At 38.9% G+C, this 16,615-nt stretch carries 10 protein-coding genes, 1 tRNA gene and 2 pseudogenes; 11 read left to right on the top strand and 2 right to left on the bottom strand.

All coding sequences use genetic code 11. The annotated features are described in order from the left end of the window. The first annotated feature begins 24 nt into the window (after positions 1-24). The 5 genes from JO40_RS11250 (at position 25) to JO40_RS11230 (ending at position 8,262) form a co-directional block, all read left to right on the top strand. A complete protein-coding gene (locus JO40_RS11250) occupies positions 25-2,970 on the top strand; it encodes an AAA family ATPase (RefSeq protein WP_044979413.1) in 2,946 nt (981 codons plus the stop codon). Further along, positions 2,951-3,403 (top strand): hypothetical protein, encoded by a 453-nt coding sequence (locus JO40_RS11245; RefSeq protein ID WP_044979412.1) that lies wholly within the window; start codon positions 2,951-2,953, stop codon positions 3,401-3,403. The genes JO40_RS11250 and JO40_RS11245 overlap by 20 nt, the downstream gene beginning before the upstream one ends. Beyond that, the gene (gene bamD, locus JO40_RS11240; RefSeq protein WP_245608870.1) at positions 3,393-4,982 is read left to right on the top strand and encodes an outer membrane protein assembly factor BamD; all 1,590 of its coding nucleotides are present in this window, start codon (positions 3,393-3,395) and stop codon (positions 4,980-4,982) included. Before JO40_RS11245 ends, bamD begins: the two co-directional genes overlap by 11 nt. Before the next feature lie 64 nt (positions 4,983-5,046). Then, positions 5,047-6,684 carry a leucine-rich repeat protein gene (locus tag JO40_RS12920; protein ID WP_049992365.1) on the top strand — a complete coding sequence of 546 codons (1,638 nt, stop codon included), beginning with the start codon at positions 5,047-5,049 and terminating at the stop codon, positions 6,682-6,684. A gap of 135 nt (positions 6,685-6,819) precedes the next feature. Next, positions 6,820-8,262, top strand: coding sequence for a lyase family protein (locus JO40_RS11230; RefSeq protein WP_044979411.1), 1,443 nt, complete (start codon positions 6,820-6,822; stop codon positions 8,260-8,262). A 16-nt stretch (positions 8,263-8,278) separates the two neighbouring features. Here JO40_RS11230 and JO40_RS11225 read toward each other — a convergent pair. Further along, positions 8,279-9,512: pseudogene (locus JO40_RS11225) on the bottom strand (CapA family protein). Positions 9,513-9,607: 95 nt separating this feature from the next. Between JO40_RS11225 and ppdK the strand changes: the two are divergent. The 6 genes and pseudogenes from ppdK to JO40_RS11195 all read left to right on the top strand — a co-directional run bounded on the left by ppdK (position 9,608) and on the right by JO40_RS11195 (position 15,654). After that, on the top strand, positions 9,608-12,397 hold the full coding sequence (ppdK, locus tag JO40_RS11220) for a pyruvate, phosphate dikinase (RefSeq protein ID WP_044979410.1): 2,790 nt from the start codon (positions 9,608-9,610) through the stop codon (positions 12,395-12,397). Between the two features lie 103 nt (positions 12,398-12,500). Beyond that, positions 12,501-12,875 carry a chorismate mutase gene (gene aroH, locus JO40_RS11215; protein WP_044979409.1) on the top strand — a complete coding sequence of 125 codons (375 nt, stop codon included), beginning with the start codon at positions 12,501-12,503 and terminating at the stop codon, positions 12,873-12,875. A 113-nt stretch (positions 12,876-12,988) separates the two neighbouring features. Beyond that, positions 12,989-13,060, top strand: a tRNA-Glu gene (locus JO40_RS11210). 584 nt (positions 13,061-13,644) lie between these two features. Then, positions 13,645-14,910, top strand: a pseudogene (gene rho / locus JO40_RS11205) (transcription termination factor Rho); the annotation flags it as partial. Between the two features lie 36 nt (positions 14,911-14,946). Continuing rightward, complete coding sequence (rpmE, locus tag JO40_RS11200) at positions 14,947-15,150, top strand: 50S ribosomal protein L31 (RefSeq protein ID WP_044979406.1); 204 nt, start codon at positions 14,947-14,949, stop codon at positions 15,148-15,150. 60 nt (positions 15,151-15,210) lie between these two features. Continuing rightward, positions 15,211-15,654, top strand: coding sequence for an NfeD family protein (locus tag JO40_RS11195; protein ID WP_044979405.1), 444 nt, complete (start codon positions 15,211-15,213; stop codon positions 15,652-15,654). 59 nt (positions 15,655-15,713) lie between these two features. Here the strand turns inward: JO40_RS11195 and sdaAA are convergent, their stop codons facing one another. After that, positions 15,714-16,610, bottom strand: a complete 897-nt coding sequence (gene sdaAA, locus JO40_RS11190; protein WP_044979404.1) for an L-serine ammonia-lyase, iron-sulfur-dependent, subunit alpha — start codon at positions 16,608-16,610, stop codon at positions 15,714-15,716. Positions 16,611-16,615: the final 5 nt, after the last annotated feature.

Raw genomic sequence — 16,615 nt, 5'->3', positions numbered from 1 at the left:
ATATGTTAAAAGGATGCTCTGTTTATGTTTCTTAAAAGTCTTGAAATTTTCGGATTTAAGTCCTTTCCCGATAGAGTAAAAATTGAATTTGCAGATGGTATAACAGCCCTTCTGGGGCCCAACGGCTGCGGAAAGAGTAATGTAGTAGATGCCGTAAAGTGGGTTCTTGGGGAGCAATCGTCCCGTACTTTAAGGGCCGACAAAATGGAAGACGTTATCTTTAACGGTACCGAAAAAAGGAATCAACTCAATGTTGCAGAAGTAACTTTGACAATAAGTAATGAAAAAGGCCTTTTGAATTTAGACTTAAGCGAAATAGCGATAAAGAGGCGGCTTTATAGGTCAGGGGAAAGCGAATACTTTATAAATAATCAATCGGCAAAACTGCGCGAAATTAGAGAGCTTTTTTGGGATACGGGTGTCGGAAAGGCTGCTTATTCCGTTATGGAGCAGGGTAAAATTGATCAGATACTTTCGAGCAAACCTGAGGAAAGGCGTTATCTTTTTGAAGAAGCTGCCGGTATAACCAAATTTAAGATAAAAAGACAGGATGCGGAAAGAAAGCTTGAAAAAACCCAAGAAAATATGAAACAGATTGAAGCTGCTTTGGCCGAAGTCCGCAGATCTTATGATACTTTAAAAATTCAGTCGGAACAAACGATTAAATACCGTGAGTTAAAGGATTCGGTTTTTGAACATGAAAGGGATATTCAGCTTTTGCGCTTAAAAAGTTTTGTGGACAGCCTTGCAGCAAAAAAACAAAGCTTAAAAGAAGCCTCTGAAAAAAGAGATTCAATACAGGCTCAAATTGACGGTATTCACGGACTCCTTTCCGAAAATATGGATATTGTAAATGAAATGGAAGAGAAGTTTAATGCTTATAGGACAAAGGTCTTAAACTTAGCTATAGAGCAAAAAGGGAAACAAGAACAAGTCCAAATTTACAATAAACGCCGTTCGGAACTTAAACTAAAGCTTAATCAGCTTGAGGCAAAGACCTCTTCAATCAAGGAAAATATTGAAAGCCTTGAAGACGATATTTCGGAAAAAAATGCCGATGTTTTTGAGTTTAAAAAACAAGTTTCTGCAATAGAAAAAAATGCCGAAGACTTTGAAAAAAATATAGATTTAGCAGGTCATAAAATTACTTCAAACAAGGCGGCCGTAAAAGTTCTTGAAGACGATATCAAACGGCTTGACGATATGAGAGGGGACATGGAGCTTGAATTAAAATCCATAACCGAAGATATTGTTACTGAGCTTGATAAAAATTTGAGATCGGCCGGTTATTCTTCTGCAAATAAGTTGCAGGCCGAAAAAGAATTGGATGAAACTTTAAATCGGTTAAGAGTTTTAATTGCAGGAAAAAAAGCCATATTTTCCGACTTTGCGTCGATAGAAAATCATTCTGCAGATGATGTAAAAAAATTCGCAGAAGACTCCGTTCAAAGTTTTTCTTCACTTTTATCCATAAGCGATGAAATTCAAAATTCTCTTGAAAAATACAAAAAATCTTCGGCCGGATTTATTGACGAATTTTTGGCTCCGGAAGGTATTATTACAAAAAAAAGAGCCGTCGATACCGCTATTTTGGAAAACAGGCAATCTATCGAAAATAACCGTGCTAAGATTGCGGAACTTATCGAAGAAAATAATGAACTTTCCATCAAGATAAACGATTACCGTAAGACACTTGAAGACTTGCGTGTAAATAGGGCAAAGGTAGATGCTCAGGCAAAAAATGCAGAAGATCAGGTTAAGCTTTTAGAACGTCAACTTTCTTCAGAGAAAAAAACTCTTCATGACCTTGAAAACGAATTTTTTACCGAAGAAAAACAGTTAAAGCAAACGGAAGAAGATATTTCGGAACTTGAGGGCGAGATAAATTCTTTGGAATATGAGGGAAGAAAAATAAATGCCGAGCTTGAAAAACTTGAAAACGAAATCTCGATAAAAAACTCCGACCTTGCAAGTAAGAGAGGAAAGGTTGACAAACTTACTGCAGAGCTTTCAAAAGCAAACTCTCTTTTGGAAAAGTTTCACTTAGATATTGCAGGGATCGAAGCCGATATCCGTAATACAAAAGAAAATTTCAGGGAAAAACATTCCAGAGAGCTTATGGAGTTTGAAGAGAGAATGTTTACTCTTACTTCTTCTGTAAGTGAACTGAGGGATAGCCTTTCAAATATTAAACAAAAACTTGATTCCTTGGGAAGAGTAAACTTTATGGCTCCTGAAGAATTTGAAAGCGTTAAAGAACGCTATGAATTTTTAACTAAACATATAAGCGATCTTGATAAGGCCCGTGCAGACTTACAAAGAATTACGGACGAGATTACGGCCGAATCCACTGAACTTTTTTTGGATACCTATAACAAGATTAAAAAGAATTTTCATAATATGTTTAGGAGACTTTTTGGCGGAGGAAGGGCGGAAATACGCTTAACCGATCCTAAAAATGTGCTTGAATCGGGAATAGAAATTTTTGCACAGCCTCCCGGAAAAAAACTTGAAAATATCAGCCTATTATCAGGCGGAGAAAAATCTATGACTGCCGTAGCACTCTTATTTGCAACCTATATGGTAAAGCCGTCTCCATTCTGTCTTCTTGACGAAATTGATGCAGCCCTCGATGAGCAAAATGTAACCCGCTTTGTTACGACTCTCCGTGAATTCGCGAATGTCAGTCAATACATAGTTATAACCCATAATAAAAAGACTGTCTTGGGGGCAAATGCCATGCTTGGTGTTACGATGGAAGAATCGGGTGTTTCAAAGGTTATAGCTATAAGGCTGGATAACGAATCAGACCTCGAATCAAAAACTATGGACTTGGTTGACGAGCCCTTTGTAGAAGAAGATGTTGAACCGGAGGAGGGTGTCTATATACCGCCTCATCCGCCTAAAAGGATAAAAACGGTAAACGATGAGGAGGAAATTCCAGAAAACGATGATAGACCTCAAGAGTAAAATAAGCGGTATTTTAAAAAACATAAAAGCTTCTTTTTTTCATAACAGAAAAACGGTTATAATAGTTGTATGTGTTTTGATTTTTATCTTAATATTAAGTCTCCTTTTGATTTTAGTTTTACAAAAAAAAGATGATGCATCATACAAAGATGATGGCTCATACAATGATAATGCATCATATTCTGAAATGAAGAGATCTGTTTTATCATCCGATACTTCAGATTTTAAGTCCGGTAAAATAGATGTCGATAAACTGCAAATTATAGATGAACCCCTTCACCTTCCTCCTATTCAGTTTTCACGGGAACAGCGTAAAATATGGGAAAAAGAGGAGGCGGATTATTGGTATGAACCTCCTACCGAAAAAGATATGGAGGAACTGCATAAACAGAATAAAAAACTTACCGATAAGATATTGGAGGATGCCCCGTGAAATTTTCAATGCGTTTTATATTAGTCTTATTTTTGATTTTTATTTTTTTAAATTCTTGTGCAAGTACAAAAAAAATACGGGTGAAAATTCGGCAGAGGATAAAAAGATTGAAGATATTGCAGTCAATGAACCCAAAACTGAAACGGATAAAGAGGCAGGTATTGAGGCAGTCAAGGATGTTAAAACCGCCAATGAAGCCCATACCGACTCTGCCGAGGATAATGGTACTCTCAAGGATTCCGTACCAAAGATTGAAGCCGATTCGGAAACTTCCGTTTCCGACTCTAAACCTATCAGCGATAAACCGGCCTTGGAGTTGATAGTTGATGCTGAAGATGAGCCGGCCTTACCTAGTGGTGAGTCCAATGCTAAAGAAGCTGAAACTTCGGATTCTCAAGCCTCCGATAAGACGGTCATAAGTATACAAGACCTGCCGAACGGTCAACCTGACGGTCGGCCTAGCAGTCGACCTAAAAATAATCCGGAAACTTTACTAAATATTAACGAAAAAGATAAGGATGAAAAACAAAAATTAGAACCTGCCGGTGATTCCAATAAGATTGTTTTACCGGATGATAAAGAAACTGTAATAAGTTCGGATTCTGCTCTTTCAGCCCCTATTTCAGAATCTTCTTTAGAAACTTCCGATATGTCCAATAAGGATAATTCCAATTCCAATAAAGATAATTCCAATATGGATGTTGTAAATGAAGAAAAGGCTGAAGATTTAGAACCTTCCCGTGTTTTTTCGGAATTTCCAAGTACCGAACCCGATGAAACAAAAGAAGAAAGAGCTTCCCGTTCAGTAAAGCTGTATACGGGACAGAGGCTTGAAGTTGTATACCCCGGAGAGGGTTGGGTATACTTAGGTGAAACATCTGCACAAAAAGGTATAAAATATCAGCAAAGAAAACTTCAAAACGGTACCTCTACATTCCACTTTGGAGCCTTAGATGAAGGTTCATATATTCTTAATTTTTCGCATTTTGATGTTTTTTCGGATAATTTTATTTCGGATTCTATTGCAGTTCATGTTGAAAAGGCAAAAACAAAACTGAATAATACGGTTAAGGCTCCGGACTATAAAGGAGAGGTAAACACGGCAAAAGAACTTGAAAAAAAAGACAGTCTGAAAGACAGTCTTATTGATAAAAAAAACAATATTGGGAGTGAAAACGAATCTAAAAAGGAATCTGAGGCTTCATCTACAAAAAATGATAATTCAAAAGTTTATGATTCTCCCGATCTTTTAACCGTAGCTGAAAAACCCGAATCAACCGGACAGAATCTTAAATCGGCTTCCGAGTTATTAGACACGATAAGAGGCTATATTTCTGAAGGAAATGCAGCAAATGCTTTAAATTCGGCAGAAGATTTTTTTAAAAACTACTCGGAAAATTTGGATGAAGCCTTATTTTTACGAGGCCAAGCCTATGAGTTGAACGGCTCCAATAAAAATGTAAAAAAAGCTTTAGAAGCCTATCAGACTCTGACTAAGGCCTATCCTGAAAGCAAATTCTGGGACAAGGCAGATGCAAGAATAAGATATATCAAAAAATTCTATATCGATATAAAGTAAAACTTATCATGGATATAAAGTAAAAAGTTATCATGTGTATATGGACTTTTGGGGAGTGTTTAAAATGAAACAAATAAAGAAAAAAGAATTAATCTTTATAAAGGTTTTTATTATGACGGTAGTATTTATGCTGCCGTTGTTATGTGTAAGCCCTCTTACTGCAGATGAAACTGATGAAATACGGGCACTTCAGCAAGAAGCTGAAAAAGGACTTGCCGAAGCACAGAACAAACTTGCCGGCCTATATTTTGAGGGTAAGGGTGTAACTCAGAATTACGAAACGGCGGCATACTGGTATACTAAAGCAGCCAAACAAGAGCATATATTAGCTCAGAACAATCTCGCAGATATGTTTTTAGAAGGAAAGGGCGTAGAGCAAAGTTATAAACAAGCCTTTTACTGGTACCGCAAGGCCGCTGAACAAGAACATGCATGGGCACAAAACAGTCTTGGGTTTATGTATAAGGAAGGATGGGGTGTAGAGCAAAATTATAAACAGGCCGTCTACTGGTACCGTAAAGCCGCTGAACAGGAACTTTCTGAGGCACAGAATAATCTTGGTTTTATGTATAAAACAGGACGAGGAATAGATCAAAATTATGAGTCAGCCGTTTATTGGTATCGTAAGGCTGCTGAAAAGGAACTTGCAGAGGCTCAGTTTAATCTTGGAAATATGTACTACGATGGTCTAGGCCTTGCAAAAGATCATGAACAAGCCACTGAATGGTACCTTAAAGCAGCGGAACAAGGACTGGCTAAGGCTCAGAATAAACTCGGCTGGATGTATCACAATGGTGTTGGAGTTCAGCAAAATGATGAAAAAGCCGTCTACTGGCACCGTAAAGCAGCTGAAAAAGGGGATGCTGAAGGACAGTTTAGTCTCGGCTGGCTGTATTATCAAGGAATAGGAGTAAAAAAAGATTATAAAAAAGCTGCCGAATGGTTTGGGAAAGCTGCGGATCAGGGACTGGCTGAGGCTCAAGCAAGGCTTAAAGAATTAGAAGCACAAAATAACCCCTTACTGGTTATCGATAAAGACGGTACGCTTACCGGAATTACCGATAAAACAAAACTGCAAGGAAAGCTTGTGCTTCCTCCCGAGGTTAAAAAAATTGCTGAGAATGCTTTTTATGATTGTACTGCTTTAACGGAAATCGATTTTTCTGCCTGTACAGGTCTTGTAGACATTGGCAGATGGGCATTCTTAGGCTGTACCGGCTTAACTGAAATCCGCTTGCCTGCAAGTCTTGCTAAAATCGGTTACTGGGCTTTTGACGGCTGTACAGGTTTAGTTGAAGTCCGCTTACCTGCAAGCCTCAACTCAATAGGTAAAGGGGCTTTTGCAGATTGTGGCAATTTACGTAAGTTGATAGTCGCCCCGGAAAATACAACCTATTACAGTAAGGATAATGTGATATACACAAGAAATATGAAAAAACTTATATGTGCCGCCGGAGGCATTACACAGATTTTCATACCTGATACCGTTACCGAAATCGAAGGATGGGCTTTTGACGGTTGTACCGGCTTAGCTGAGGTCCGCTTACCTGCAAATCTTACCGTAATCGGTGAATGGGCTTTCTCCGGATGTATTAAGTTAGCAAAAGTAGACTTTTCTGCTTGTACAAATCGTATTGAAATCGGTGAAGAGGCTTTTTACGGCTGTACAAATCTTACCAAAGTCGGTGAACAGTCTTTTTAGAATCAAAAAAGTAGAAAAGGTTAAAAACTGCTCAAAGATAGTGTTGATGCTCCTAGTTCTTATGATGAATAAAACTTGTATAAGCCGATTTTAAACCGCTTGACTAAACATCTTCTTTAGGTCATTATATCGGATATGGAAACTAGAAGTATTTTTAAAAATATATCGCCGATAGATCACCGTTATTCCCTTCCGCAAGGAGGTCTTTATGATGAACTGTCGGTTTTTTTATCGGAAGAAGCAGGTATCGTTTATTGTGCCATGGCCGAAATGGCTCTCGTAAAGGCTCATCTTAAAATCGCAGAAGAAAAAAAAGGCTCTTTACTTCCAAAACTGAGCAGCGAGCTTGAAAAAACATTGGACGATATTGCCTTAAATATCGATCCTTCCGAAGTTTATGAAGAAGAACATAAGACCCAGCACAATATAAGAGCCTTGGTAAATGTCTTAAAGAAAAAAGTTCCGGAAAATATCGCTCCTTTGGTTCACCTTGGGGCTACCAGTGCCGACATCCTCGACACGGCCTTTTCTATGAGGATAAGGGATGCTGTCATAAAGGTAATAATTCCTCTTTTAAAGAAAACCGAGCTTTTGCTTTGCGATATAGCTGAAAGAGAGGCTGAAACGCCTCAGGTCGGGCGTACTCACGGTCAGCATGCGGTTCCTATTACCTTCGGTTACGCCGTTTCAGAATATGTAGCCCGTTTAGGCAAGTCGATTTTAAAAATGGAAGAGCTTGTAAAAGATTTACGCGGAAAATTTGCCGGAGCCGTAGGGGCCTATAATGCGGCTTCTTTAATAGTTTCCGATCCAATGCGATTTGAAAAAATCTATCTTGATTACCTCGGTTTAAAGCCTTCCGAATATTCTCATCAGCTTGTGGAGCCCGAATACATGCTCCGCCTCCTTCTTGAAGCAAATATTTCCTTCGGCATAATTGCAAACCTTGCAGACGATTTACGCAATTTGCAAAGAACCGAGATAGGGGAGGTTTTTGAATATTTTAGTGCAACACAGGTAGGTTCTTCCACCATGCCTCAAAAACGTAACCCGTGGAATTCCGAGCATGTGAAAAGCTTGTGGAAGACCTTTTCTCCGCGCGTGATGAGTTTTTATATGGACCAAATCTCGGAGCACCAAAGGGATTTATCCAACTCTGCAAGCCAGAGGTTTATAGCCGATTATCTTACAGGTCTTGCATTAGCCTTTAACCGAATGAATTCAATATTGAAGGGCTTACAGGCCGATAGGGAAAACATGCTTAAAAACCTTTTACAGGGCGGCGGAAAGGTTAGGGGAGGCGTTATGGCTGAGCCCGCTTATATCCTTTTGGCGGAATGCGGTGTTTCCGATGCGCATGAGGTAATACGTAAGATTACCCTTGCTGCCGAAAATCAAAAGTTAAGTTTTTATGAGGCCTTAAAAGCCGAAGAAAAGGTATTTGCCCTTGTTACGGCTAGACTAAAAGAGCTTAACTTTGATAAGCCTGAAGAGTTTTTTGCAAACCCTGAACGTTACCGAGGCCTTGCAAACGTAAAGGCAAAAGCTTTGGCCGAAAAATATAAGGCCTTAATGTAAGTTTTATCTAAACTTTTTATTTTAACTTAGGTAAGTATGCCCTCATAAGTTCAAGCCTTTTAAGATAATAGGCCTTTTCTTTTTCAGGAAGACTCTCAACCCATTCTTGTGTAAAGCGTTTTATTACGGGTGCATCTTTTTCATTATAGTTTGTAATTAAAATAGGGGCAGCGTCCATTTCTGACTGCAAGATGCCGTTGATTTTTTTTTAAGCTTAACTGCATTATTATTGAATCTCCCGTGTATTCCCTGTAATAGGCCGGATCGGCGTAGTTTACCTTCCACCTTTGGCCTGAAATAAAATTTCCCATAGAGTACATAAAAAAAGCATTTTTTTTATGTGTGAGCAAAGAATCAAGAGGTTCATTATTCTCTCCTTTATTGATTTGAATAATATCTTTTTTGGAATCATCGGTTAAGATTTCCACCTCTGAAAGCTCCCAATCCTGTAAAACATGGGGATGATGAGCCCAAACTACATCTACTCCGGCGGCGGCTAAAGCTTTAAACCATGCCTTTTTACTCTCTAAAACTTTAAGACCGTATTCCGCTTCGTTTAGATGAAGAGATAGAATAAAAACATCGCAAGGATTTTCTTCCCTCATTTTTTTTATGGATAAAAGAAGTTTTTCCCTTCCTGCCTTTGTGGGCTCGGAGTAATAAAGCCTATTCTTTGATTTGCCGTGTGAGTTTATCAGCTCCGTTACGGATAAAAATAAAATCTTCCAGCCTTTTTTTTCGATTAAGACAGGTTTAAAATCTTCATCCTCTTTATTTTTTAAACCCGAAGAAAAAATTTCCTTATTTTTGTACTCGTCTTTTAAAGCATTAAAACTTTTAATTGTTCCATCTATTCCTTGAATACCTTGATCATTGGTGTGATTATTGGCAAAGGAAAAGACATCAAAGCCCCCATCCACCGCAGCCTTTAGATAATCTTTATGTATATTAAAACATGGAAAGGTTGAAAGAGGCCTTTCTTCACAGACCGGTGTTTCCACATTTCCAAAGCTCAAATCATCATTTAAAAGAATATCCCTGACATCATCGTAAATTCGATTATAGTCTTTCATTTTAAAATTGACATCATGAGCCATAATATCACCTGAAAAGCTTAAAATAAGTTTGCTTATATCATCTTCTTTTTTAGGTAATTTCGATTCCGGAATTTCAGTTGAATTACAGGAATTTAAAATAAAAACCGCTGCTGTTATAAATAAAAATAAATAATACTTAAGATTTTTTTTCATAATTACTATGATTATACATTGACAATTGATATTATACAAGATACAATATATCAATATATTGTAATAATTGTTCAATGTTCAAGGAGGACAATGCAATGGCAAAGTCAAAATATGTATATTTTTTTGGCGGAGGTAGCGCCGAAGGTAATGGTATTATGAAAGATATCTTGGGAGGCAAGGGTGCCGGTTTGGCCGAAATGACGGCTATAGGCCTTCCCGTTCCTGCAGGATTTACTATTACAACCGAGGTTTGCGAAGAGTATTATAAAAATAACAGAAAATATCCTGCAGAACTAAAAACTCAAGTCGAATCTTATCTTTCAAAACTGGAAAAAATTACCGGAAAAAAACTTGGGGACAAAAAAGATCCTCTTTTGGTTTCGGTTAGATCGGGAGCTCCCGTTTCGATGCCCGGAATGATGGAGACAATTTTGAACTTAGGTTTAAACGACCAATCCGTTCAAGGTTTGGCCGAAAAGACGGGAAATTTAAGGTTTGCCTTGGATGCTTACCGTAGGTTTATCTTGATGTACGGTTCTACGGCAATGAATATTGAACGGGAAAAATTCGATAAAATTTTTGATGACGTAAAAGAAAAAAAGACAAAAAAACGCCTTAATCTTGCTCAAACGGCAAAGGTTTCGGATACCGATGTTAATGAACCCGAATTACAAGAAGTTATTGACAGATCTAAAAAGCTCTATGAAAAAGAAATAAAATCTACTTTTCCGCAAGATCCTATAAAGCAGCTTTGGGGAGCTATCGGAGCCGTATTCGGTTCTTGGATGTCCGATAAGGCTGTTACTTACAGAAGGGTTGAAAACATTGTAGGTATCAGAGGTACGGCTGTAAACGTTATGCAGATGGTCTTCGGAAACAAAGGAGATAATTCAGGCACGGGAGTCTGTTTTACACGCGACCCGAATTCCGGTAAAAACGATTTTTACGGCGAATATTTGTTTAATGCACAAGGAGAAGATGTTGTTGCAGGAATCAGAACTCCTATTAAACTGGATGTATTCGCAAAAAAGGATCCCGCCGCTTATAAAAAACTTTGCGATGCCCGCAAAATACTTGAAAAGCATTATAAGGATATGCAGGATATGGAATTTACCGTTGAGGAGGGAGAATTATACATGCTCCAGTGCCGAACCGGTAAGAGACTTCCTGCGGCAGCCTTCCAGATGGCTGTAGATATGGTTGAAGAAAAACTTATAACAAAGGAAGATGCTGTTGCCCGTATTAAGGCTTCGGATATTGAAGGCGTCTTCTACAAGGCCTTGGATTATTCTAAAGCCGCCGAAATAAAAAGCTCTCACCTTGTTGACGGTATTCCCGCCGTTCCCGGTGCTGCCTGCGGTATAATTTGTCTTTCGGCAGAAGCTGCAGAGGCTGCTTCAAAGGACGGAAAAAGAGCCGTATTAGTGCGCCATGAGACAAGCCCCGAAGATGTAGGCGGTATGCATGCGGCAGAGGGTATTCTAACCGCAACCGGCGGAAAAACCAGCCATGCAGCTGTTGTAGCAAGAGGCTGGGGTAAATGCTGTATAGTAGGCTGCGAGAATTTAAGAATCGACTATGAAAAAAAGGAAATTTCGGCCAAGGGCATTGTCTTAAAAGAAGGCGATTATATAACCTTGGACGGCTCAAAGGGTGCTGTTTATAAGGGCGAATTACCCTTAATTACGCCTAAACCTCCTGCAGCCTATAAAAAAATTATGGAATGGGTTGATCAAATCCGCAAAATTAAAGTAAGAACAAATGCGGATACACCCGAAGATGCAAAGATCGCTATAGGACATGGTGCTCAAGGTATAGGTCTTTGCCGAACAGAACATATGTTCTTTAGTGATGAAAACCGAATAGAGGCAATCCGCGAGATGATTATTGCCGAAAACAAGGAAGCAAGAGAAAAGGCTTTAAAAAAACTGCTTCCATATCAGACAAAGGATTTTGAAGGCATCTTTAAAGCTATGAACGGTTATCCCGTAACAATCCGCTTAATAGATCCGCCCTTACACGAATTTGTTCCTCATGATAAGGAAGGCCAGCAAAAACTAGCCGAAAAGCTTAATATAAGTTTTGCCAGCGTTAAAAACCGCGTAGATCAGCTTACCGAAGCTAATCCTATGTTGGGACACAGGGGCTGCCGTTTGAGCATCACCTATCCTGAAATTCTTGAGATGCAGGTTACCGCCATTATAAATGCAGCCTGCACGGTTCAAAAGAAAGGAATAGATGTTTTACCCGAAATAATGATTCCTCTTACAATAGATGCAAAGGAATTTAAGATTTTGGAAAAACAAGTACGCAAGGTAGCAGATGACATAATAGAGAAAAAGGCTAAGGATAAAAAACTTAAATACATGGTCGGAACTATGATTGAAACTCCGAGAGCCGCCCTTCTTGCAGACAAAATTGCAGAATATGCTGAATTTTTCTCCTTCGGGACAAATGACCTTACACAGATGACTATCGGTATAAGCCGTGACGATGCCGGTAAATTCTTACCTGAATATGTAGATGAAAACAAGGCCGGCGTATTTAAGGCTGATCCCTTCCAGTCCTTGGATCAAGAAGGGGTCGGTATGCTGGTAGCTTCCGCTATTCAAAAGGGAAGGGAAGTTAAAAAACACTTGGAAATCGGCGTTTGCGGTGAACACGGAGGAGACTTAAATTCGGTTAAGTTTTTCTGTAAGGCAGGAATGGACTATGTTTCAGCCTCGCCATTACGTGTTCCTATAGCAAGGCTTGCTGCAGCTCAGGCCGAAGTTGAAGCTTTGAAACCTAAGACCGGTGCAAAAGAACCGGCAAAGGCTGCTAAAACTTCAAAGTCTTCCGAAAAAACAAAAGCTAAAGCGGCTAAACAACCTGCTAAAAAATAATTAGTTTTGAGGCACTGCATTTTGTTAATAAGCAAAGTGCAGTGCTTGTGCAGTGCTGTTGCAGTGCTTTTGTAAGTGCTGTTAGTTAAAGATTTAAATAAAAATGACTTTGATAAAAAAATTAAGAGCAGTGCGCGGGGCCGTATGCTGTGAAGACAGTGAAGCCGGTATATCTTCGGCGGTTGTAAATCTTTATAGCCAAATATTAAAAGAAAATTCCATATCTGAAAAAAACATGGTTTCAATACAATTTACGGTTACCTGTGACATAAAGGCCTTAAATCCTGCAACGGCTTTACGTAAACGGGGTTTTGCCAAAAACACAGCCCTGTTTTGTGCTTTAGAACCTTGCATGGAAGACAGTTTACCCAAAACTATTAGGATTTTAATTTATTATTATTCTAGGAGAAGTCCGCAGCCTGTTTATATCGGCGGAGCCGAGGTTTTAAGACCTGATTTGATAAGAAATATAGGCTAAATTCTTGACAATTTATGTAATTTTGCTCTAATTTTTACTTGACATAATTATAAAAATATGGTATAGTCCAATTCCAGCAACGCGATGCGTTTCAACGCTATGCGTTTTACCTTGTCTCCTTCGTCTAGTGGTTAGGACATCGGGTTTTCATCCCGACAACAGGGGTTCAATTCCCCTAGGAGATGGATACCCTCGATAATATCGGGGGTATTTTTTAGCAATTTTAAAACTAAAAAAGCTTTACTTGACAAAAAAAATAAATTTGTTAAGCTAAAAATCTAGTCAATAGTAACAATTCATCATTTTTACATATCTTTTTCGGTTCCTTTGGCCGAATACTGAATTTTAGAATGATATATTTAAGTTACGAGCAGAGGAGAAAAATCCGATGACAATAAGAAAGAGAAAAGCTTTGCCGCAAGTTTCTGAGGATTCCTTGTTTGATACGGGGAGCAACTCTAATGAAGATTTGGTTATTAGTACATCCGATGAACAGACTGATGACCTATCTGTTAATACGGCAAATGAGATTCAAGCTGCTGTAGAACAAACAAGAATTGAGCAAAACAAAGAAGCAGACGATGAAATTCTTGAAAAAAAAGTTGTTGTCCGTTCACGAGGAAGAAAAAGAACGGTAAATTCTTCTGATGAAGTTGAAACCAAGCCTGCAAAAAAAACAAGCCTGCCTGCAAAAAAACGCTTACCTAGGGATATACAAGATGAAAAAGATGAAATTATCCCTGAACCAGATACTTCTTTTAAAATCATTATAAATGATCTTACAAAGATGCGTATGCATGATTTAAGAGATATGGCTGTAAAATACGGTGTGCCTGAAGATGAGCTGTCCTTAATGAAAAAACAGGATGTTATTTATCATATTCTCAAAAATCATACCAATCAAGGCGGTAGTATTTTTGCTTCAGGCTCCTTAGAGACACTTCCCGACGGGTACGGTTTTTTACGCTCGCCTCAAAACAGCTATTTAACGGGAACGGATGATGTTTACGTTTCTCCCAGTCAGATAAGGCTTTTTAACCTTAAAACGGGAGATACTGTTTACGGTCAAATCCGCTCACCAAAAGAGGGCGAAAGATATTTTGCCCTTTTAAGAGTAGAAACGGTCAACTTTGATGAGCCTGCAAAATCCCAGCGCCGAATTCCGTTTGATAACCTTACGCCTCTTTATCCTAGAGAAAAATTAAACCTTGAAACAACTACTCAGGAAATATCTACTAGAATTATGAACTTGTTCTGTCCTATAGGAAAGGGACAGCGGGGATTGATTGTAGCTCCTCCTCGTACGGGAAAAACGATAATGCTTCAAAAAATAGCCAACGCAATTACTGCCAATCATCCTGAAGTTTATCTCATAGTTCTTTTGATAGATGAGCGCCCTGAAGAAGTTACCGACATGGAGCGTACGGTAAATGCGGAAGTTATTTCTTCTACCTTTGATGAACAGGCAACCCGTCACGTCCAAGTTGCTGAAATGGTACTTGAAAAGGCAAAACGCCTTGTAGAACACAAAAGGGATGTTGTTATTCTATTAGACTCAATTACACGTTTAGCAAGGGCTTATAACCAGACTATGCCTACTTCGGGTAAGGTACTATCAGGCGGTGTGGATTCAAACTCTCTCCATAAACCCAAGCGTTTTTTCGGTGCTGCAAGAAATATCGAAGAAGGCGGAAGTTTAACGATAATAGCTACAGCTCTTATTGAAACCGGAAGCAAAATGGATGAGGTTATTTTTGAAGAATTTAAAGGAACCGGCAATATGGAAGTAAACCTGGACAGAAAACTTTCAGACCGCCGCTTATTCCCGGCAATCAATATAAAGCGCTCGGGAACTCGAAAAGAAGAGCTTTTATTAACCGAAGCTGAAATGCAGCTTATGTGGATATTACGCAAATTCATCAGTTCAATGGATGATGCCGATATTATCGAATTTTTAATCGATAGAATGAATAAAAGTAAGAATAACGAAGCTTTTTTAAAATCAATGAATGCCGGTCTTGCACAAAAAGACTAAATATTGTATATTATAACACTACCTTGGGAGGTTTGTATGAAAAAAGATATTCATCCGAAATATGAAGAAACAACCATTACCTGTGCTTGCGGAAACGTAATAAATACTCGTTCCACAGCCAAAGATATCAAGGTTGAAATCTGCTCGCAGTGTCATCCTTTTTTTACAGGAAAACAAAAGCTTGTTGATACTGCAGGACGAATTGATCGCTTTAAAAAACGCTACAATATTAAAGACTGATTGTCTTTATAGGCTAAGCACGGGTTTTCTCGTGCTTATGCTTTTTCTAGGAGGTAATTTATGGGATGGTGGTCGATATGGCTTTTGGTTGGTGTTCTTTGCATAGGCTTGGAACTTATAATTCCCGGTCTTGTTATTATCTTCTTCGGTTTTGGGGCTATTTTTACTTCTGTTTTCAGTTTAATTCCTTTTATTAACCAAGCTCTCTGGCTTCAAATAATAATCTTCATTGCATTTTCAGTCCTTTCTTTGATTTTTTTGCGTAAAAAATTCACTCCTGTTTTTAAAGGAACTGTTTTTTATCCCGATAAAAAGAAAAGTCAGCCCGATGATGAATTTGCAGATGTTATTGAAACGGTTTTTCATAATAAAGAAGGAAGAATAAAGTATAAAGGTACAACATGGAATGCCCGCTCCCTTTCGGAAGAAATTCCTCGAGGATCAGTAGTAAAGGTGCTAAAGCGTGAAGGGCTTACCTACATTGTTGAAAAGACTGAAAAATAACTTTTACTTTTAAAAAGTTTTTGGGAGCCTTTAAAAAAGTCAGCTTGAAGAAAGTTTCCTTAAGATTGTAAATTTTGTCCGAATATTTCTTTTTGGAGCCTTTTACCTGTAGCTGTGCAGGCGAGGCCGCCTTCGGCCGTTTCACGCAAGGATGAAGGCATAGAATCTCCGACCTTTTTCATGGCAATTATAACCTCATCTACCGGAATAGCACTTTTGATTCCTGCTAAGGCAAGCTCCGCTGCCGTAAAAGCCAAACTTACACCTGATGCATTTCTTTTTACGCAAGGAACTTCAACCAAGCCTGCTACAGGATCGCATACAAGACCTAAGATACATTTAAGGGCAATAGCCGTCGCATGGCCTACCATTTCAGGGCTTCCTCCGCACATTTCTACTATAGCTCCTGCTGCCATGGCGGAAGCAGAACCGCATTCCGCTTGACATCCTCCTTCAGCTCCAGAAATGGAAGCCGTGTTAGCTATAACCATCCCGATAGCTCCAGCCGTAAACAAAGACATAACGGCATCTTCTTTTTTTACATCCTTTGTTTTTAGGACTGCTCCGATTGCACCTGGAAGAATACCGCAGGAACCGGCAGTGGGAGCTGCCACTATCTTTCCCATTGAAGCGTTTAATTCCGAAACGGCCATAGCCATTCTTATTCCGTTTGCAAGGAGGGGGCCGCAGAGGGCTTTTCCGTTTTCCGATCGTTCGTATATTTTGTAGGCATCTCCGCCTGTAAGACCGCTTGTTGAGCGTATATCCGGATTTGTGCCTTTGTCGATTGCTTCAAGCATCACGTTTAAATGCTCCTGCATTCTTTCAAAGCAGTGTTCCTTAGTTTCTTCAAGGGCTGAGCTTTGGTCTTCTAAAATAATATCCGAAATTCTTACAGAATTTTCCGATGCCTTTTGTATAAGGTCTTCTATTTTTTTATACTCTATTGTTTTCATTGCTT

The organism is Treponema putidum (assembly GCF_000755145.1).
In the GTDB taxonomy this organism is placed as follows: domain Bacteria; phylum Spirochaetota; class Spirochaetia; order Treponematales; family Treponemataceae; genus Treponema_B; species Treponema_B putidum.
Note: the sequence above shows the minus strand (reverse complement) of the source record. Positions and strands in the feature narration are given on the sequence as shown.

Excerpts from the sequence above, each read along its gene's own strand:
- JO40_RS11195 (WP_044979405.1), top strand. The coding sequence starts at position 15,211 with ATGGGATGGTGGTCGATATGGCTTTTGGTTGGTGTTCTTTGCATAGGC.
- sdaAA (WP_044979404.1), bottom strand. The coding sequence starts at position 16,610 with ATGAAAACAATAGAGTATAAAAAAATAGAAGACCTTATACAAAAGGCA.
- JO40_RS11250 (WP_044979413.1), top strand. The coding sequence starts at position 25 with ATGTTTCTTAAAAGTCTTGAAATTTTCGGATTTAAGTCCTTTCCCGAT.
- JO40_RS11245 (WP_044979412.1), top strand. The coding sequence starts at position 2,951 with ATGATAGACCTCAAGAGTAAAATAAGCGGTATTTTAAAAAACATAAAA.
- JO40_RS12920 (WP_049992365.1), top strand. The coding sequence starts at position 5,047 with ATGAAACAAATAAAGAAAAAAGAATTAATCTTTATAAAGGTTTTTATT.
- aroH (WP_044979409.1), top strand. The coding sequence starts at position 12,501 with ATGACTTTGATAAAAAAATTAAGAGCAGTGCGCGGGGCCGTATGCTGT.
- ppdK (WP_044979410.1), top strand. The coding sequence starts at position 9,608 with ATGGCAAAGTCAAAATATGTATATTTTTTTGGCGGAGGTAGCGCCGAA.
- JO40_RS11230 (WP_044979411.1), top strand. The coding sequence starts at position 6,820 with ATGGAAACTAGAAGTATTTTTAAAAATATATCGCCGATAGATCACCGT.
- rpmE (WP_044979406.1), top strand. The coding sequence starts at position 14,947 with ATGAAAAAAGATATTCATCCGAAATATGAAGAAACAACCATTACCTGT.
- bamD (WP_245608870.1), top strand. The coding sequence starts at position 3,393 with ATGCCCCGTGAAATTTTCAATGCGTTTTATATTAGTCTTATTTTTGAT.